An 18,222-nucleotide genomic window follows, 5' to 3' on the forward strand; every position below is an offset into this window, starting at 1 on the left:
AAAATTGCCTGACCAGTGGACAACCCTTGCCATGACCACAGTGGATTATCTTCTGCCCCCTTCCATGGAGGTGCTCTATTCCGACCATCACCGCTGGCTGGAGGGCTGGCTACGGCGCCGTCTGGGCAATGGGGCCGATGCTGCCGACCTGGCCCATGACGCCTTTCTCCGCCTGTTGAAAACCCCCCGGCCTTTCTGCAGCCAGCCGGAGGCCCGCGTCTATCTGCGCAAGATGGCGTCCGGCATGTGTGTCGACCTGTGGCGCCGGCGGGAGATCGAACAGGCCTGGCTGGAGGCCCTGGCGGCCCAGCCGGAGGCCCTGGCGCCTTCCGCCGAGCACCAGGTCATGGTGCTCCAGGCCCTGCAGGAAATCGATGCCATGCTGCGCAGCCTGCCGCCCAAGGCCGCCAATGCCTTCGTGATGGCCGTGGCCTGCGAGATGAGCGACCGGGAAGTGGCCGAGGCTTTGGGCGTTTCCACCCGCATGGTGCGCAAGTACGTGGCCCAGGCCATGTCCCACTGCCTGCGCCTGGAGGCGGGGCTGGTGGCGGCCCCGCCGGGAGTGCCCGGCCTGGCCGGCGCCTGAACGACATCCGCTCCGTTATCCCAAAACCATGAGCGCAGCGCTGCCCGGGGCCGTCCCCGCCCCGTCCTTCCAGTCCCTGGACCGGGCTGCCGAATGGTTCGCCCTGCTGCGTTCCGGGGAGGCCAGGGAGGCGGACCAGGCGCAATGGCGGCTGTGGCTGGAGCAGTCGGCGGAAAACCGGGAGGCTTGGCGCTACGTCGAGCGCATCAGCAGCCGCTTCGAACCCATCAAGGCCAGCACTGAACGGCAAACGGCCGTGGCCGCTTTCAAGGCGGCCAACCGCCAGAACCGCCAGCAGCCCCGCCGCCGGCAGATTCTCCTGGGCCTGTTTTCCTGCGCCAGCGCCGGCCTGCTCGGCTGGGGCGCCTGGCGCCGCTTGCCCGAGATGGCCCAGCCCTGGATGGCTGATCACCGCAGCGGTACCGGGGAAGTCCGGGAAATACTTCTGGCGGACGGCACCCGGGTCTGGCTGGGGAGCGCCAGCGCCTTCACTGAAGACTACGGCAACGGCTTGCGCCGCCTGCAGCTGGTGGTGGGGGAGATCCTCGTCAAGACGGAGGCCGATCCCGGCCGGACCTTCGTGGTGGACACCCCCCAGGGACGCCTGCGGGCCCTGGGCACCCGCTTCACGGTGCGGCTGGAAGAGGGCGGCACCTTCCTCGCCGTTTACGAAGGCGCCGTGGAAATGCGCATGGGTGGCGGCGGTCCTGCCGTCCTGGTCCAAGCCGGCCAGCAGACGCGCTTTTCCAGCGGTGGGGTCGCCCCCCTGGCGCAGGCAGATCCGGCCCGGGAAGCCTGGACCCGGGGCATCCTCATCGCCCAGGAGATTCCCCTGGCCGAGGTGGTGGTGGAACTGGGCCGCTACCAGCGGGGCCATCTGGCCGTGGCCCCGGAAGTGGCCAGGCTGCCGGTATTCGGCAGCTACCCCCTGAACGACCCGGGGCGCACCCTGGCCATGCTGGAATCGGTCATGCCAATCCGGGTGCGCCGCCTGCTCCCCTGGTGGACGCGTATCGAAGCCAGGCCAGGGGATGCACCCGGCACCTAGCAGGTAGCCGGGCCACCGGAAAATATTTGCAGCAGGCAGTTCCGCTTTTTGCTGACTCAATCGATTAACAGGGTAAGCAGTCACCTTGTTGCTCAGTATCAGCCCCCCAAGGTTTGCGCTGCCCGCCCCTTGCCCCGGTGCCATCCGGCAGGCCAGGAGCGGGCGGTGTGCAGGCATGGCGCCGCTTCCCGTTTCCCGGACACTCCGTCCCGCGCCCACCCATGGAACCTCCAGGCAGCCCGTTCGGATCGCGAGACCCGGTGACTCGTCCCGTCGACCCCTTTGCCGCCGAGGAAGCGCCTGTCCATGTATTGTCCCCGCCGCCGTTGTTCCCTTCATTCCCCTGCCGGTGAACTGCCTTTCGCCGGGCAGCTCCGCACGCCAGTACGCCCCGTTCTGCTCGCCCTCATGGTCCGCCTCGCCCTGGCCGGCAGCCTGTTGTCGGCCGGATTCTGGATTCCCTCCGCCCATGGGCAAACCCCCGGGCTGAGCGCCTTGCCGCCGGCCCCGGAAAACCCCCGCCGCTACGACATCCCGGCCGGCCCCCTGAGTGCGGTGCTGGCCCGCTTCAGCAGCGAATCGGGGGTGCTGCTGGCCGGTGCCGCCGGACTGGTGCAGGGCAGGAAAAGCCCCGGCCTGCAGGGCGTTTACAGCGTTCCGGCCGCCTTCGACGCCATCCTTGCCGGGAGCGGCCTGCAAGCGGTCTGGCGCAAGGAGGGCGAATACGTGCTACAGCCCGTCGTTGCGGAAAACGGCGAGCGGACCATGGCCACCGTGGCAGTTATCGCCAAGTCGGACCGGGACCAGGAGAAGCGAGACGGCGTCTATCTCGACAATGTCACCAATCTGTACCAGGGTAGGAAGGAACTGGAACGCAACCAGGTGCACAACGCCGCCGACGTCTTCAAAAGCATGACCGGCGTCTACAGCATGGACCCGCGCAACGGCAACGCCCTGGCCCCCAACATCCGCGGCATTTCCGGACAGGGGCGGGTGCCGGTGACGGTGGACGGTACCGAGCAGTCCACGGACATCTGGCTGGGCACCATGTTCGGCGTCAATAACAAGAGCTACGTGGATCCCGCCCTGTTCCGCAGCATCGCCGTGGAAAAGGGGCCGTCCCTGAGCCGCGGCGTCAGGAGCGGCGTCGGCGGCGCGGTGAGCATCCGCACCATCGATCCCGCCGACATCATCCCGGAAGGCCGGAGTTTCGGCATCGAGAGCAAGATCGAGACCTCCGGCAACACCATCGGTCAGCGCACCGATCCCAGGTCCTACTACGGCCGCGACTACCGGGATCTGCCCAACGCCGTGGTCGGCACCTCTGGCAACGTCACCATCACACCCACTACGCCGCTGCGCCAGCGGGGCAGCAAGGACCTGCTCAATCTGCAGGACCGCTCCTTCATGCTGACCCTGGCCGGTCGCAACGACATGACCGATGCCCTGCTGTCCTACAGCGAGCGTAGCAAGGGCAACTACTTCGCCGGCAAGCGCGGGGCGGACGCCTACCGGAACAATGACGCCTACGCTAAGGGCACCGAGGCCTATTTTCCCAATACCGCCAAGCTCTACGAGCCCGGTGCCGAAGTGGCTAATACCTCCAGCGAGACTAGCACCCTGCTGCTGAAGAACAACTGGTATCTGCCGGACCGGCATAAGTTGGGCCTGAGCTTCATGCGTACCCGCCTGGAATTCGGCGAAAACAACAATTCCCAGGCCCTGATGGCCTACGGCCTGAATGAAACGGGAGCCATCAAGGCCGGAAGCATTGCAGATACCCCCGAGTCCCGCATCAATATGGACACTTGGCGCTTCACCTACGACTACAAGCCCGGGGACAACCCCTGGGTGGATTTCCAGTCCAGTCTGTGGATGACCCAGGTGGACGGCAAACGGGAGCAGACCGGCGGCGCCAACTATTTCGTCCTCAACCGGGACACGGTGTTCGACGATTGGCAGTCCTGCAAGCGCAACGGCAAGCCGGTATCTGGCTCCTTCCTGCTCTGTCTCCTCAATCCGGTCTTGAAAAGCCCCACACCACCGGCCAAGCAGCCCAATACCGATGGCCGCTACAACATTGTCGCCGCCTCCACCCAGTGGACCGACCATAACCGTATCGGTGCCGATTTCAGTAACAAGGTCCGTATCAGCGATCGCTTCAGCCTTACTTTCGGTGGTGAAATCCAGCGGGAGAAGTTGCAGGAGAATGTGCTCAATCTCTATAAGGATGCGGGCTCAGGCTTGGGGCCAGATGGCGCCACGCTGGCCGCTACCACTCAGATTTTTGGGCCGCGTTCTGGGCGGAGAGAGGAATGGGCCGGGAGCGTTAATGCGGAATGGACACCCGTTCCGTGGCTCACGGTCAGCGCCGGCACTCGCTACAGCGAATTTTGGGCCTTCGACGATGGCTTAGCCGAACGCCGCCGAAAGCAGGCGGCGGGTTCGGAAATCACCCAGGAGCGAACGGGAGTCAAGCTGCAGTACGCCGCATTGATGACCAATGCCGAACTCCAGCAAGTTAATTCCTTAGCCAAAGCCATGGTCGATGCCGTCGGTACTTACGGGGCGGGTTCGCCCGAATACGCGGCGGCGCTGGCTGCATACCAGAACAACATGGCTCAGCACGGCGACGGCACCGGCTACCGGATGATTAACGGGGCGGCCTATTGGGTGCAGGTGCCGGTGGTCGTGCCCGTCGTGAATGGCAAGGTCGATTCTTCCCAAAGCCCTTTTGCCAACGGCACCCTGGACCTCTCCAAAACCGTAACCAATCCTCAAACTGCCGGGGTTTACGTTCTTGGCGCGAATACGACAGAACCTTCCGTGCCGGGAACCTATGCCACGTATGTCCCGCTGGAGACCAGCAGTCGGGGTACCCAGGTGTACAGCACACCCAGTGCCAGCAGCAAATGGGCCCAACCGGAAGAGCGCAAGGGACACGCCTGGTCGCCGGTAATGGCTGTCACTCTTCGTGCTACCGATTACATCAGCCTGTTTACTCGCTACGCCCAGATCACCCGTTTCCCCAGTATTTTTGAAATTGCCTCTACCAGCGTCGGCACCACCACCCCTTTTCAGGCCCAGGGAGTATCCAAGCCGGAGCGGAGCACCAACTGGGAAATAGGCTATGCCCACGACCTTACCCAGTTCTTTCCACGTTTGCGTCAAGCTGATGTGAGGCTGAGCTGGTTCGAGACCAACATTAAGGATTTCATCGAGCGCGATCTCTACCTGAATGTCATTCAGTATGAGCGTAAGGAAAGCGCTGGCGTGGAATTCCAGTCCCGCTTCGACAGCGGCGGTTTCTACGGCAGCTTGGGGGCCACCTGGCGCAAGCGGCAGAAGCTGTGCGACAAGGACTACGCCTACAGCATGGACGTGTACTACAACCGGGTACCCGAATGCATGACCGGGGGCTTTGCCGACACCGTTACCGCCTCCAGCCTGCAGCCCAAGTACTCCGTCAATGCGGAGTTGGGCTTTCGTGCCTTCGAGAACCGGCTGGAAAGCGGTATCCGCGCCCTCTACCACGCCAAGGCGGAAAACCGGCAACTGGACGAACTGCTGGGTGGCCCCCTGGCCTCCATCTGGAGTGGCAAGAGCGCTCCCCAGTACTACTGGCATTCGGTACTGCTGTATGACCTCTACGCCCAGTTCCGGGTGGACAAGACCCTGGCCCTGAACGCCGGCGTCACCAACCTGACCGACCGCTACTACCTGGACCCCATGGCCAAGATTCCGGTACCCGGCCCCGGCCGCACCCTGAGCGTTGGCTTGCGCCTGAGTTTCTAATCTTTTTGCTGGCTTTTACGGAAAAAACCAGCATCCCATCGTGGCAACCCTGAAAGGAGCTTCTCATGAAACAACGTTTCCTCAACGTCGCAGTCGCTTCCGCCCTGGCCCTCACCGCTGCCTCCGCCCTGGCGGACGTGGCGGGGGGCACCTCCAACGCGGCCAATGTGGCGCCGGCCGCCTCCGCCTTCCCCTTCACCGCAGGCAAGGCCGGCCTGGTCTTTAACAACGGCGGTTCCTTCGCTATCGACCTGGCCGGCGGTCCCGTGGCCTATGCCAATTCGGCCATCGCCCGCGGACCGGCCAGCAACGGCAAGTACTACCTGCGCGGCGAGGACATCAACTTCCTGGCCGGCCTGCTGGTGGGGGACATCGCCCAGGTTTGGCGCAACGACGTGGTCTACAACGGGCAGACCACCAGCATCAACAGCCTGCGCCAGCTGATTACTCCACCCGCCGTGTTGCAGGGGATGATGCCGGACTTCGGCGGTCTAGTGATCGCTGCCGTGCCCGGCTCGGCTGTCTATTTCGGCGAGTGGTCGCCTAAGTCGGGTGGGGCCATTCCCACGGCCAGCAGCGACCTGAACATGGGCAGCGCCCAGCGCACAGTGTGGTACACCGGAGAAAATCCCACCACCAGCATGCCCACCCTGGTCAACGCCCAGTACGACGTGATCGGCATCAATCAGCACAATCCGGAAAGCCCAAGCGTGTACCAGGGCGTGCTGACGGCCAACTACGGCACCGGCAGCAACTCCCTGACCGGTAGTTTGACCCGCAGCGGTTCCACCACCGTGGACTTCACCGGGACGAGCATCTCCAGCACGGGGGCATTTTCCAATCAGTCCACCATTTCCGGCCAGTTCTACGGCTCCGGCGCCCAGGCCCTAGCCGGCATCTACACCGGCACCACGGGGGCCCAGGACGATGTGGCTTTCGGCGGCAAGAAGCGCTAGGCGCGGTCCGGGCTGAGGCCTTGCGGCCCCTCGACCGCAGCTCGACCTCGTTGTGGGAGGGGCGCCGGCGCCCCTCCCTTTTCCCTTTTCTTTGGGTACCCATGATGATTTTCCGTCGCCTGGCGGCACTGCTGCCTTTACTGTTCCTGATGCTGCCCTGGGTCTGGGCGGATGAGGACGAGACACGCCGCCTGCTGGACAATGCCGGCCGCACCATGGACCGGCAGGCATCGCCGGACTGGCAGCCCGCCGCGCCTGCGGGGGATCTTTCCATCACCATCGACGGCCAGGCCTATCGCCTGGCGAAGACCCTGGCGGACCTGGAACCGGCGCTGTATGTCGCCATCAACACCCGGCAATGGGACAAGGCGCGGCAACTGGCCACCCAGTACCGCCTGCTGGCGGGCCACAAGCCCCATCTGGCGCTGCTGGTGGAGGGCCTGGCGGCCCGCCAGGAGGGGAATTACCCCGCCGCCGTGGGTAAGCTGGAACAGGCGCACCAGGCCGACTCCGACGATATGCGGGTGCAGATGGAACTGGCCCGGGTGTATGCGGAAGACAACCAGGACCAGGAGGCGCGGCGCCTCTTCGAGCGCGCCCTGAGCAACAGCCTGCCTCCCGAGACCCGCCAGTTGCTGCACCAATACGCCGACGGGGTGGACCGGCGCAGCCGCTGGCAAGGCTCCATGGCCGTGGGCCTGGGCTACAACGACAACATCAATCTGGCCAACGGTTACGACCGCTGTTCCCTGACCTTTGCCGGCTATTGCCTAATGCGCACCAAGCTGCCCGACCCCATCGCCTCGTCCTTCATGAACTACGACCTGGTGCTGAGCCGACGTATCCCTCTGATCGGTCACCACAACCTGCTGATTCGGCCGGTGAGCTACGGCACCCTGTTCCGCGAGCAGGACGAAAAAAGCACCCTACTGACGGACTACCGCGACAACACCAGCATCCTCTACCTGGGCTACCAGTTCGCCAGTGCTCGGCACAGCGCCAATTTCACCCCCTATATCGAAAATTACAACCGCGATGGTCGTACCAGCTACCAGGCCTCCGGGGTGCAAGGGGACTGGGGCTACTTTCTCACCCCGCGTTTTAAGGTGGGCCTTCAGGGGGGGAGCAAGGAGTATCGCTATAGGGGCCAGGACAGCCGCTATTTCGCCGATTTCAGCCAGCACACCCTGGGGGCTACCGCCACCTTCTTTTCCGATCAGTACACCAGCCTATACGCTGGGGTCGATTTTTTCCGCAAGAAATACGCAGTGTCCGTGGATAGCAGTCGGGAGCATGTGCTTCGGGCCGGCATCTTCCACCAGTTCGAGAGTAGTGGCATTTTTGCCAATGTACTGCTGCAGTACCGCCGCTTCGAGAACGATGCATACAATTTCTTCTATGGTGTGCAGCGAGAAGACCGGCAGCAGGTGCTCATCGCCACGTTGGGGGCTACCCGGCTCACCGTCTACGGCGCCTATCCGGAATTGCGTTTCCGTTACACGGAAAACCGTAGTAACACCATTTTTCATGGTTTCCGGCAGAACGAGTTATCTCTGCAGTTACGTAAGAATTTCTGATCTATATTGGTCCAGTCAATCCCATTGTTATGACCCTTTAAAAGGAGACTTCTGCTGCAATCACGCCCCTCCGCCCTGGTCCTGCTGCTGGCCGCCCTGGCCGGCGGCCCGGCCGCGGCCCACGACCACGACGCTGGCAGCGGCAGCGACCAGCGCCAGGTGATCCGGCTGACGCCGGCGGAAAAACATTTCCTGCTTTCGGAAATGCGGGGCTTCGTTGCCATCACCCAGAAGATCATCAGCGCCGCCACCGCCAACGACATGGCGGCGGTGGCCGAGGCCGCCCGGGTGGGCGGTCTCAAGGCGCACCAGAAGGACTTCGCCAACCCGGACAGCCTGGTGCACGGCATCCGCAAGAAGGCGCCCCAGGCCTTCTTCCCCCTGGGCCGGGAGACCCACATCAACTTCGACCGCATCGCCGAACTGGCCGCGGAACTGAAGGACCGGGACGTGGTGCTCAACACCCTGGCCGACAACCTCAACAACTGCATCGCCTGCCACAGCGCCTACCGGGTGGAAGAAGCCCACTAGACGCCTGCCCTGGAAGGCAGAAGGGACGCCACTCTCAGCCGTGCCATGGCTGAGATGAGCGTCCCTTCTTGTTACTGGCGTGGTGGTCTGGGAAAGCTGTGGCCGGGAGTGCCCGGACCTTAGTAAACGTCCCGCCGGTAGCGGCCTTCCGCCAGCAGCCGGTCCAGGGCTTCCCGACCCAGCAGCTGGGCCAGGGTTTCATCCACCGCGGCGCCCATGGTGGCGGCGCTGCCGCAGACGTAGAGGGCGGCGCCCTCGTCGAGCCAGTCCTGCAGCACGTCGCCGCGCTGGGCCAGGCGGTGCTGCACATAATCCTTGGCCGCCTGCTCCCGGGAAAAGACCAGATCCAGCCGGGGCAGCAGGCCATTGTTGCGCCAGCGGGCCAGATCTTCCCGGTAGTGCCGGTCCGGACCGGCGTGGCGTTCGCCGAAGATCAGCCAGTTGCGCTTATCCCCCCGGGCTTCCCGGGCCTTGAGCAGGGCCCGCAGGCCGGCGATGCCGGTGCCGTTGCCGATCAGGATGAGGGGCCGGCCGGCGTTGTCGCCGAGGCGGAAATTGGCGTGGGGCTTGAGGCGCAGGGCCACGCTGCGGCCCACTTCCAGGTCCTTGCAGAGGTGGCCGGAAGCCAGGCCGGGGGTGCCGTCGGGGCGGGCCTGCAGGCGCACCAGTAGGTGCAGGGCGCCGTCGGCGGGCAGGGAGGCAATGGAATAGTCCCGGGGATGTTCCCCGGCCTCTGGTGGCTGCACCTGCACCAGGTCGCCGGCCTGCCACTCGGGCAGGGGGCCGTGTTCCGGCGCCAGGGCCAGGTGGAACACGGGGGCGCCGCTGCTGCCCGGATTGAGGTGGCGCCGCTCCAGCAGGCGCCAGGGGGTGAAGGCGGGGGCGCGCCAGTCCGGCGTCTCGCCGCTGCCGGCGATGTGGGCCACCTGCTGCTGCCAGGCCGCCAGGGCGTTGGCATCCTGGTTGTCCATCTCCAGGGGGGCAAACAGCGGCACGGCGCCCCGGGCCTCCAGCCAGGCGGCCAGGCGCCGGCCGAAGGCGCAGAAGTGGGCGTATTCCCGGTCCCCCAGGGCCAGCACGCCGACGTGCAGGCGGGATAGGTCCGGACCCGCGTCGGCCATGCAGTGGCGCTCGAAGAGGGCGCCGTTGTCCGGCGCGTCCCCCTCGCCGCAGGTGCTGACGAGGAACAGGGCCTGTTCGTGGGCGGCCAGCAGGTCCGGGGTGACCCGGTTGAGGGGTACCAGGGTGGTGTTGAGGCCGGCAGCCCCCAGGCTGCGGGCGGTGTGTTGCGCCAAAGCCTCGGCGCTGCCGCTCTGGCTGGCATAGGCCACCAGCACGGGGCGCCCGCCGTCGCCGAGGGGCGCCACGGCGATGCGCTGCCGCCGCCGGTGGCGCAGATAGACGGCAGCGCAAAGGCCGCCGTAGGCCAGGGTGGCGCCCCAGGCGGTGAGGAGTCGCACGGTGTCGGGCATGAAATGGGACGGAAACGGGGAGAAGGGTTGCTGGCGGGAACGGTGAAGGGGTGCAGCTCAGGCCGCTTACCCCGGTCACCGGGAACGGGAAACCCGAGGCAGCCGGGGCACAGAAACCTCGGTGATCTCCGTGCCCTCTGTGGCTAAAAGCTTTTCACGCCCTTACTGGGGCAGCACTTCCAGAGTGGCGGCGTAGGTGACGCGGCGTTCCTTGGCGGCCTTGACGCTGGTCTTGTTGTCCTTCAGTTCGGCGTCGAGCCAGTACATGCCGGCTTCGGGGAAGGTGACGTTGAACTTGCCGTCGGCGCCGGTCTTCAGCTTCATTTCGCCCAGCTGGTTGCGGTAGCGGGTGGCGCCCTTGGTGACGGTGACTTCCAGGCCGGCGGCGGGCTTGCCGTCCAGCAGCATCTGGAAGGTGGCGGCCTCGCCGTTCACCAGGTCGTTGGGGTGGGTCACCGGCACCAGTTCCAGGCCCTTGCCGATGGGGGCCAGGGCGGAGGGCTTGCCGACGGTGACGAAGGTTTCGTTGCGGCCGGCCATTTCATTGACGTTCAGTTCTTCCGCCTCGGCCGGGATTTCCCGGGCGAAGGCTTCGGCGCTGCCGCGCCAGCGCTTGGGTTCGCCCTTCAGCTTGAAGCTGGCCATGATGCCGGCGTTGACCACGGCCACCCGGTAGGTACCGGCCTGGGTCAGGTTGAGGTCGAAGACGCTGCGCAGCTTGCCCTTGGCCAGGTTTTCCGGCGCCACCTTGCTGCCGTCGGGGGCGGTGACGGTCAGGTTGTCCAGGTTGAGGGCGTTGTGGTTGAAGAAGAAGAGGTCGTTGGCCACGGCCGCATCCACGGTGATCCACTGGGCCTTGGAGAGCACGGTGGAGGAGGGCAGCAGCCAGGCGTTGTGGGCCTGGGCGGCCGGCACCAGGGCAGCGGCCAGGAGGGCGGCGATGGTCAGGGGGCGCAGCAGTTTCATGGGGAATCCTTTGCGGTGGGAATGGGGAGGAGTTTTAAAAGCTGGCCACAGAGGGCACAGAGGGCACAGAGGTCACCGAGGGGGCGGGGCGGAATGAACCGCCCGTGCCGTTCAGGGCTTCAGGTCCAGGGTGATGTGGCCCAGTTCGCTCTGGCCCTGGGCGGTGGCCTGCTGGGCCTGCTTGGGGGGCCACTGGAAGGGGATGTAGAGCAGCTCGCGGCCGCCCACTTCCCGGGCGGCTTCGATACCCAGCTTGTAGTCGCCGGGAGGCAGGTCGCCGAGGGGGGCCTTGCCCTGGGCGAAGCGCAGCTTCTGCTTGCCCACGGTGGGGGTGGCGCCGGTGATGCCGTCCACCGGCATGGCCAGGTCCCGGCCGCCGCGGCGCCACCACTGGCGCAGGTCCTTCAGCCACTTGGTGCCTTCACCGTTTTTCATCTTGGCGTCGTAGAGCACCGCCAGGTGTGCGGCGATGCTGTTGTCGGCCCGTTCCACCCACACGGCCACATAGGGGCGGTGGTATTCGGCCACGTTGAGGCGGGGGATTTCCACTTCCACCGCCAGGTCGGCGGCCAGGGACGGCAGGGCGAGGCCGCAGCCGAGGAGCAGGGAAAGCAGGCGTTTCTTGGCGAACGTCATGGTCGGAGGCTTTCGGTAATAGTTGGGGGAGGGTCAGTGCATCAGCAGCAGGGCCAGCAGCAGGGGCACCAGGGCGCCCAGGCCCACCAGGGGCCAGGTGCCGGGCCGGTTGCCGGCGTGGTACTTGAGGATGAGCAGGCCCGACAGGGAGAACACCAGGCAGGCGGCGGAGAAGATGTCGATGAACCAGCGCCAGGCGCCGCCGGTGTGGCGGCCCTTGTGCAGGTCGTTGAGGTAGGAGATCCAGCCCCGGTCGGTCACTTCGTATTCCGCCTCTCCGCTTTCCCGGTCGATGCGCAGCCAGGCGTCGCCGCCGGGCCGGGGCAGGGCCAGGTAGATTTCCTCCGGCGACCATTCGGCCTCCTGGCCGGCCGCCTCGATGTCCAGAGTCGCGGCGGCCCAGGCCGCCAGGGCCGGCGGCAGGGGCGCCTGCCGGGCCTCGGCGGCAGCCGGTGCCAGCTGGGCTTGCAGGGCTTCGGGCAGTTGCAGCTGCTGGCGCAGCACCGTCGGTTTGCTGCCGATGTCGGCGGCGTGGTTGAGGGTGATGCCGGTGACGGCAAAGAGGACCATGCCCAGCAGGCAGATGGCGGAGCTGATCCAGTGCCACTGGTGCAGGGTCTTCAGCCAGCCGGGGCGGCGGGCGGGGGCGATGCTTGCTGCGGTGTTCATGGGACGGCTTACATCTCCGCCCATTGGCGCAACAGGTTGTGATAGTGGGCGGTGAGGGCCACCACCTCCTCGCTGTCGCCCACCTGCTGGCGCAGCTTCTGGATGGTGCAGTCCAGGTCGAACATCATGGTGCGCTTCCAGTCGTCCCGGATCATGCTCTGGGTCCACAGGAAGGAGCAGATGCGGGCGCCCTTGGTCACGGGCTCGACCCGGTGCAGGCTGGTGGAGGGGTAGACGATGGCGTCGCCGGCCGGCAGCTTGGCCTGGTGGCTGCCGTAGGTGTCGTCCACGAACAGGTCGCCGCCCTCGTATTCGTCCGGGTCGGTGAAGAAGATGGTGGTGGAGACGTCGGTGCGGATGCCAGCTTGGCTGCCGTGGGGATAGCGGATGGCGTTGTCCACGTGGTTGCCGTAGAAGCCGCCGCCTTCGTAGTGGTTGAAGAAGGGCGGCAGGATGCGCTGGGGCAGGGCGGCGGAGAAGAAAAGGGGATTATTGAGCAGGGCGCCGGTGACGATCTCCCGCAGGCGGGCGATGGCCGGCGTGCCTTCGGGTAGTTGCAGGTTCTGCTTGCGCTGGGCCGCCTGGATGCCGGCGGTGGCAAGGCCGTCCTGCCATTGGGCGTTGGCGAGAATGTGGCGGCACTCGGCCACCTGGTCCCGGGTCAGCAATTCCGGAATATGCAGCATCATGATGCAGGGCTCCTTGGCGATGGGCTAGGCCCGGAAATGGAAACCGCCCGGCTGCAAAAACGCGGCCGGGCGGGGTAAGGCGCTTAGAACTTGTAGTTGGCCGTCAGCGTTGCCTGGCGACCCGGGGCCACGCCCACCATGTGGGTGGTATACGCCTTGTCGTAGTACGTTTCATCCGTCAGGTTCTGGATGTTGAGACGCAGGGAAAGGTTCTTGTCCACCTGGTAGGTGGCCATGGCGTCGTAGCGCCAGTAGTCCGGCACCCACTTCGTATTGGCAGTGTTGCCGAATACTTTGGACACATAGTAGGCGCCACCGCCGATGGTCAGCTTGGGCAGGACCCGATAGGAGGTCCAGAGGCTGAAGCTGTCCTCGGGCGTATTGGGGAATTGCTTGCCTTTGCTGGCCTGGTTGGCAGCTAGAGGACCGACTTCCACTAGTTCGCTGTTGATATGGGTGTAGCCGCCGAAAACCGACCATTTGTCGGTGAGAGCACCGGCGAAGCCCAACTCATAGCCAGTGGTTTTCTGTTTGCCGACCGTGGCATAGGTGTTGGCATCCACCTGAACCTTGGCGTTGGTCTTCTCGATGTCGAAAAGGGCCGCGGTCAAGGCCAGCTTATTGCTGAGCAGATTCCACTTGGTACCCAGTTCCACGCTCTTGACCTTCTCCGGTTCCAGATCCTTGATGGAAAGGTTGGCTGCGTTGGTTCCGCTCAAGTTGTCGCCTACACCGTCGCCCATGGTGGCGCCGGATGGATTGGCGGCCGAGGCGAAGTTCAGGTACACACTGCCGTTTTCCCTGGGCTTGAATACGACACCTGCCTGATAGCTGTTAAAGCTGCTCTTGGTGCCCAGATCAGCGGACGGAGCGGCGCCGTTGGTGGTGTAGTAGTCAACGAAGGAGCGGAAGGAATCGTGGCGCAGACCCAGGTTAAGCAGCCACTGCTTGTTCAGGGTCAGGGTGTCAAAGGCATAGATGCCGCTGGTGTTGGTGGTGATGATGCTGCCAGAGGTAGCCCGGGAAATAGTGCCATTCCAGGGATCGTTAGGATTGGGGTTGGCAACATTGGCAAAGGGGGCTCCACCGAATTGCACGCCATTGATGTTGGCTCCGGTAACGCTGTAGCCGCGGCTATCGGTTTCGGTACGGGTGAATTCGACGCCCACGGTGACGTTATGCTTGACCGTGCCGGTGAAGAACTCGCCGCTCAGCTGGGTATCGTTGACGATGCTTTCCGTTACAGAATGTCGGTTCTTCTGGTTCCGGTTAAGGAAACCGGATGGCACGGTGGTAGTGGTGCCGCCAGTTCCAACCGTGATATTTCCAGGGGTGATGTTGAGACCGCTGCTGTCACCGGGGTTGCTGACGATGTAGTCGTTGAGTGACTTGGTATAGCGGGTGGCGTTGCGGATGGTCCATTTGTCGTTGAGGTCGTGTTCGACCTTTACACTGGCGCTATCCACATTGGTCTTGCGGAAATCCCGCCCCTTCAGACCATAGAAGTTGTTCCGGTTGACGTTTAGTGGCCCACCATCACCGTTGTATTGTGTGTTGGCACCCGAAGTGTAGGGGTTGTTGTAGGGAATGCCGTAATCGGGCATGTCGTCGGTCTCGTAGTGGTAGAGACCGGCGGTGACACGGGTGGCGGTACCCAGTCCGAAGGCAGCGGACATATTGACGCCCAGGTGGTCGTAATCAACTGCATTGCGCCCCGGTACATCGCCAGTTTCCTTCAGCAGGGAAAGACGGATGGCCGCGGTGTCGGAAATCTGCCGGTTGAGATCGGCGGTGCCGCGCACATATTTGTCGGTGCCGAGACCGGCGGACACTTCGCCGAAATTGCCCAGGCGGGCGCTCTTGGATACCAGGTTGATGCTGCCGCCGACGGCAGCCGCGCCGCTGTAGGCGGAGTCGGCGCCCTTGGTGACTTCCACCGCTTCGACGGCGAACATGTTGCGGGACTGGGAACCGGGATCGCGCAGACCGTCGATATAGGTATTGGTCTGGGCGTTGAAACCGCGGATATACACGTTGTCGCCCGCCGGATTGCCACCTTCGCCCATGCCGAAGGTGATGCCCGGGGTGGTGCGCAGGGCTTCTTGCAGCGAAGTGGCATTGGTCTGCTGCAGCACTTCCTGGGTGATGACCGTTACCGTCTTCGGCGTGTCTACCAGCGGGGCCGTGTATTTCGTGGAAGACACCGCATCGGTCTTGAAGCTGTCGGCTTCGGCGGTGACGCTGACCGTGGACAGGGTCTGTTCCTGCTGGGCCAGGGCGACGCCGGGAACGGCGAGGGCCAGGGCGGTGAAGGCGGCGCTGCGCTTGAAACGGGGCTGCTGGTCGGGGGCGTGCTTGTGGCTCTGGATGTAGGCCATCGGTCAAATCTCCGTGGGGATTTTTGTGGGAAGTCGTTGAGGCTGGCTTCCTGACCGATGACGTGCCGGCGGGCGGCGTCTGCAGGTGGCTGGCTATCCGGGATCGTTAAATCTCGTAATGAAGCCAATGATAATTGTTTTCATTTGTAATGGTCAAACCGTAGACAGGCCGGAAAGGCTTGCCAGATCAGGGGTTTCGCGCGGATAGCAGGCGGCGGCGCCTTGATTTTCAATGGATTTCAACCTGGATCAAGGTTGCGTACGGGTGTGGTGTGAAAACAACAAATCGGCGTTGATGTCGGCCAGGGTGGCGCAGCCGGCCATGGCCATGGTCACCTCCACTTCCTCCCGCAACAGCTTCAGGGTGTGGGCCACGCCCAGGGGGCCGGCCGCCGCCAGGCCATAGACCCAAGGCCGGCCCAGGAGCACGGCCGCGGCGCCCAGGGCTAGGGCCTTGACCACGTCGCTGCCGCGGCGGATGCCCCCGTCCAGGAGCACCGGTAGGCGGCCTTCGACAGCTTGCACCACCGCCGGCAAAGCCTCGATGCTGGCCGGCAGTGTGTCCAGGCTGCGGCCTCCGTGGTTGGAGACGATCAGGCCATCCACCCCCAGGTCGGCCGCCCGGCGGGCGTCTCCCGGGTGGGTGATGCCTTTGAGGATCAGCGGCAGGGGGGTCAGGGAGCGGACCCAGGCGATGTCCTCCCAGGTGGGGGCCGCAGCCATGATGCCGTCGAAGACGATGCTCTGGCCCGGATGCAGGGCGGGCTGGGCCGGCGCCGCCATGCCCCGCAGATTGGCCGGGTCGATGCCGGCGGGCAGGTGGAAGCCGATGCGCTGCTCCCGGTTGCGCAGGCCGAAGATGGGCACGTCCACCGTCACCACCAGGGCCTGGTAGCCGGCGGCCTCGGCCCGCTGCACCAGCTGGCGGGTGAAGTCCCGGTCCGGCTGGAAGTAGAGCTGGAACCACAGGGGCGCCTCGGCCTGGGCGGCAATGTCTTCCAGGGGCGTGCTGGCCAGGGTGGACACCACCATGCCCGCCTGCAGGGCGCCGGCGCCGAGCACGGTGGCCAGTTCCCCTTCGAGATGGAACAGCTTCTGGTGCGCCACCGGGGCGAGGAAGAGGGGATGCTCGTAACGCTGGCCGAACAGTTCCAGCCGGGTGTGGCCGCCCCGCACGTCGGCCAGGACCCGGCCGTTGAGGCGCAGGCGGTCGAAGGCCTCCTTGTTCCAGCGGAAGGTCAGCTCGTCGGCGGAACCGCTGTGCAGGTAGGTCCAGGCGTTGTCGTCGAGGCGGCGGCGGGCATAGGGTTCGTAATCGCTGACGGCGGCGATTTCCCGGGGGATGCGTTCCAGCAGGGGGGCGTTGAAGGCCATGGCGGAATGGGGGCGAGAGGCGATAGGACAAACTTTACCGGCAAATCGGCGCTGCCGCTGCCACCGCGCCCGGGTCGGGGCGGAGACAGCGGCAGCGCCGGCTCAGTCGTCGGCGGTGCTGCGGGGCTGGCCGGGGGCGGTCGTGCTGGTGGTGCCCACCTGGGGCCGGGGCCCCAGGGGCAGCACCAGGGCACGGCCCTGGCGGCGGATGCCGAGGAGGCCCATCTCCCGGTTGGGGATGCGGCCCAGGGCCAGGTTGAGATCGTAGATTTCCTTCACCGGCTGGCCGTCCAGGCTGTCGATCTCGTCTCCCGGGTCCAGCCCGTTCTGCTCGGCGATGCCCTGGACGGCGAGGATGCGCAGGCCGCCCTTGGCCGGCAGTTCCTGCAGCACCAGGCCCAGGCTGCGGGCCGCGTCGTAGGCGGCCAGGTTGGTGGCGGGGCGCGGCACTTCCCGCTTTTCCCCCAGGACCACCCGCACGCTGCGGGACTGCTGCTGGCGCCACAGTTCCAGCTCCAGCCGGTCGCCCGGGGCGGCGGCGGCGAGGAAGCGGTGCAGGTCGCCGCCGTCGGCCAGGGGCCGGCCGGCGATGCCGATCACCAGGTCGCCGGCCTGCAGCCCGGCTTTTTCCGCCGGGGTGTCGGCATGGACCCGGGTCACCAGCACGCCCCGCTGCCGGCCCAGGGCCCGGGCCGCCGTTTCCGTCGCCTGCAGCTCGGCGCCGAGCCAGCCCCGCTTCACCTGGCCGTCCCGGATGAGGATGGCGGCCACCCGCCGGGCCTCTTCCACCGGGATGGCGAAGCCGATGTTGGTATAGCCGCCGGAGCGGGAGAAGGACATGGAATTGATGCCCACCAGCCGGCCCTCGGCGTCGAACAGGGGGCCGCCCGAATTGCCCGGGTTGATGGCCGCATCGGTCTGCAGGAAGGCCACGTGGGGATTGCTCGGCAGGAAGCGCCCGCTGGCGCTGACGATGCCGGCGCTGACGCTGTGGGCCAGGCCGAAGGGCGAGCCGACGGCGAAGACCGGGTCGCCGGGGCGCAGTTCCTTGCTGCTGCCCAGGGGCAGCGGCGGTGCCAGGGGGGCGGCGGTCTTGAGCACGGCGATGTCGGTGGTGTCGTCGCTGCCCACCACCTTGGCCTCCACCTCCTGGCCGTTGGGGGCAATCACCAGTATCTGCCGGGCGCGGCGCACCACATGGGCGTTGGTCAGGAGATGGCCCTGGGAATCGAAGACGAAACCGGAGCCGGTGCCGTCCGGCACCGGCAGGCCCGGCGCGGTGTTGGCGGCGGCGACGGCGGCAACGCCCTCGCTGCGGCGGACGCGGATCTGCACCACGGAGGGCAGCCGCTCGGCAACCCGCATGGCCAGGCCACTCTGGCCGGCCGTGCCCGGGGATGGGCTCGGGGCGGCGCTCTGGGGCTGGCCTGGCGTAAGGACGGCGTCCCCGTTGGCGGCGGCGGATGCCATGGCGAAGAAGGCCAGCCAGAGGGCGTGGCGGAGGGGGGCGGTGTGGGTCATGACGGCGTTCCTGGCGGGGAAGGG

General features: G+C 65.7%; 14 protein-coding genes. 6 read left to right on the forward strand and 8 right to left on the reverse strand.

The features are described 5' to 3' along the window. Positions 1-31: 31 nt before the first annotated feature. From AZSP09_RS16770 to AZSP09_RS16795, 6 genes are all read left to right on the forward strand, one after another. Positions 32-586 carry a sigma-70 family RNA polymerase sigma factor gene (locus tag AZSP09_RS16770; RefSeq protein ID WP_152090686.1) on the forward strand — a complete coding sequence of 185 codons (555 nt, stop codon included), beginning with the start codon at positions 32-34 and terminating at the stop codon, positions 584-586. A gap of 28 nt (positions 587-614) precedes the next feature. Beyond that, the gene (locus tag AZSP09_RS16775; RefSeq protein ID WP_152090687.1) at positions 615-1,634 is read left to right on the forward strand and encodes a FecR domain-containing protein; all 1,020 of its coding nucleotides are present in this window, start codon (positions 615-617) and stop codon (positions 1,632-1,634) included. Positions 1,635-2,042: 408 nt separating this feature from the next. Then, positions 2,043-5,429, forward strand: a complete 3,387-nt coding sequence (locus AZSP09_RS16780) for a TonB-dependent receptor (protein WP_172974785.1) — start codon at positions 2,043-2,045, stop codon at positions 5,427-5,429. A gap of 65 nt (positions 5,430-5,494) precedes the next feature. Further along, positions 5,495-6,385, forward strand: a complete 891-nt coding sequence (locus AZSP09_RS16785; RefSeq protein ID WP_152090689.1) for a Slam-dependent surface lipoprotein — start codon at positions 5,495-5,497, stop codon at positions 6,383-6,385. 101 nt (positions 6,386-6,486) lie between these two features. Further along, positions 6,487-7,962 (forward strand): surface lipoprotein assembly modifier, encoded by a 1,476-nt coding sequence (locus AZSP09_RS16790; RefSeq protein ID WP_152090690.1) that lies wholly within the window; start codon positions 6,487-6,489, stop codon positions 7,960-7,962. A 159-nt stretch (positions 7,963-8,121) separates the two neighbouring features. Beyond that, a complete protein-coding gene (locus AZSP09_RS16795) occupies positions 8,122-8,493 on the forward strand; it encodes a hypothetical protein (protein WP_152090691.1) in 372 nt (123 codons plus the stop codon). A gap of 119 nt (positions 8,494-8,612) precedes the next feature. Here AZSP09_RS16795 and AZSP09_RS16800 read toward each other — a convergent pair whose 3' ends face one another. The 8 genes from AZSP09_RS16800 to AZSP09_RS16835 form a co-directional block, all read right to left on the reverse strand. Further along, positions 8,613-9,965: a sulfite reductase subunit alpha gene (locus tag AZSP09_RS16800; protein ID WP_152090692.1), complete on the reverse strand. Its 1,353-nt coding sequence runs from the start codon at positions 9,963-9,965 to the stop codon at positions 8,613-8,615. Positions 9,966-10,127: 162 nt separating this feature from the next. After that, positions 10,128-10,931 (reverse strand): DUF4198 domain-containing protein, encoded by an 804-nt coding sequence (locus AZSP09_RS16805; protein WP_152090693.1) that lies wholly within the window; start codon positions 10,929-10,931, stop codon positions 10,128-10,130. A gap of 111 nt (positions 10,932-11,042) precedes the next feature. Then, positions 11,043-11,567, reverse strand: coding sequence for a DUF2271 domain-containing protein (locus tag AZSP09_RS16810; RefSeq protein WP_152090694.1), 525 nt, complete (start codon positions 11,565-11,567; stop codon positions 11,043-11,045). A 33-nt stretch (positions 11,568-11,600) separates the two neighbouring features. Further along, a complete protein-coding gene (locus AZSP09_RS16815; RefSeq protein ID WP_172974786.1) occupies positions 11,601-12,236 on the reverse strand; it encodes a PepSY-associated TM helix domain-containing protein in 636 nt (211 codons plus the stop codon). An 8-nt stretch (positions 12,237-12,244) separates the two neighbouring features. Further along, entirely contained in the window at positions 12,245-12,925 is a 681-nt protein-coding gene (locus AZSP09_RS16820) for a Fe2+-dependent dioxygenase (protein WP_014236752.1), read from the reverse strand. An 83-nt stretch (positions 12,926-13,008) separates the two neighbouring features. Then, positions 13,009-15,303 carry a TonB-dependent receptor gene (locus tag AZSP09_RS16825; protein WP_152090696.1) on the reverse strand — a complete coding sequence of 765 codons (2,295 nt, stop codon included), beginning with the start codon at positions 15,301-15,303 and terminating at the stop codon, positions 13,009-13,011. Positions 15,304-15,552: 249 nt separating this feature from the next. Next, positions 15,553-16,677 carry an alpha-hydroxy acid oxidase gene (locus tag AZSP09_RS16830; RefSeq protein WP_152090697.1) on the reverse strand — a complete coding sequence of 375 codons (1,125 nt, stop codon included), beginning with the start codon at positions 16,675-16,677 and terminating at the stop codon, positions 15,553-15,555. 102 nt (positions 16,678-16,779) lie between these two features. Beyond that, positions 16,780-18,198 carry a trypsin-like peptidase domain-containing protein gene (locus AZSP09_RS16835; protein WP_152090698.1) on the reverse strand — a complete coding sequence of 473 codons (1,419 nt, stop codon included), beginning with the start codon at positions 18,196-18,198 and terminating at the stop codon, positions 16,780-16,782. Between the last annotated feature and the right edge of the window lie 24 nt (positions 18,199-18,222).

Source organism: Azospira sp. I09 (assembly GCF_009177135.1).
GTDB lineage: Bacteria > Pseudomonadota > Gammaproteobacteria > Burkholderiales > Rhodocyclaceae > Azospira > Azospira oryzae.

Coding starts and splice junctions, on each gene's coding strand:
- AZSP09_RS16770 (WP_152090686.1), top strand. CDS start 32: ATGACCACAGTGGATTATCTTCTGCCCCCTTCCATGGAGGTGCTCTAT.
- AZSP09_RS16775 (WP_152090687.1), top strand. CDS start 615: ATGAGCGCAGCGCTGCCCGGGGCCGTCCCCGCCCCGTCCTTCCAGTCC.
- AZSP09_RS16780 (WP_172974785.1), top strand. CDS start 2,043: ATGGTCCGCCTCGCCCTGGCCGGCAGCCTGTTGTCGGCCGGATTCTGG.
- AZSP09_RS16785 (WP_152090689.1), top strand. CDS start 5,495: ATGAAACAACGTTTCCTCAACGTCGCAGTCGCTTCCGCCCTGGCCCTC.
- AZSP09_RS16790 (WP_152090690.1), top strand. CDS start 6,487: ATGATGATTTTCCGTCGCCTGGCGGCACTGCTGCCTTTACTGTTCCTG.
- AZSP09_RS16800 (WP_152090692.1), bottom strand. CDS start 9,965: ATGCCCGACACCGTGCGACTCCTCACCGCCTGGGGCGCCACCCTGGCC.
- AZSP09_RS16805 (WP_152090693.1), bottom strand. CDS start 10,931: ATGAAACTGCTGCGCCCCCTGACCATCGCCGCCCTCCTGGCCGCTGCC.
- AZSP09_RS16810 (WP_152090694.1), bottom strand. CDS start 11,567: ATGACGTTCGCCAAGAAACGCCTGCTTTCCCTGCTCCTCGGCTGCGGC.
- AZSP09_RS16815 (WP_172974786.1), bottom strand. CDS start 12,236: ATGAACACCGCAGCAAGCATCGCCCCCGCCCGCCGCCCCGGCTGGCTG.
- AZSP09_RS16820 (WP_014236752.1), bottom strand. CDS start 12,925: ATGATGCTGCATATTCCGGAATTGCTGACCCGGGACCAGGTGGCCGAG.
- AZSP09_RS16825 (WP_152090696.1), bottom strand. CDS start 15,303: ATGGCCTACATCCAGAGCCACAAGCACGCCCCCGACCAGCAGCCCCGT.
- AZSP09_RS16830 (WP_152090697.1), bottom strand. CDS start 16,677: ATGGCCTTCAACGCCCCCCTGCTGGAACGCATCCCCCGGGAAATCGCC.
- AZSP09_RS16835 (WP_152090698.1), bottom strand. CDS start 18,198: ATGACCCACACCGCCCCCCTCCGCCACGCCCTCTGGCTGGCCTTCTTC.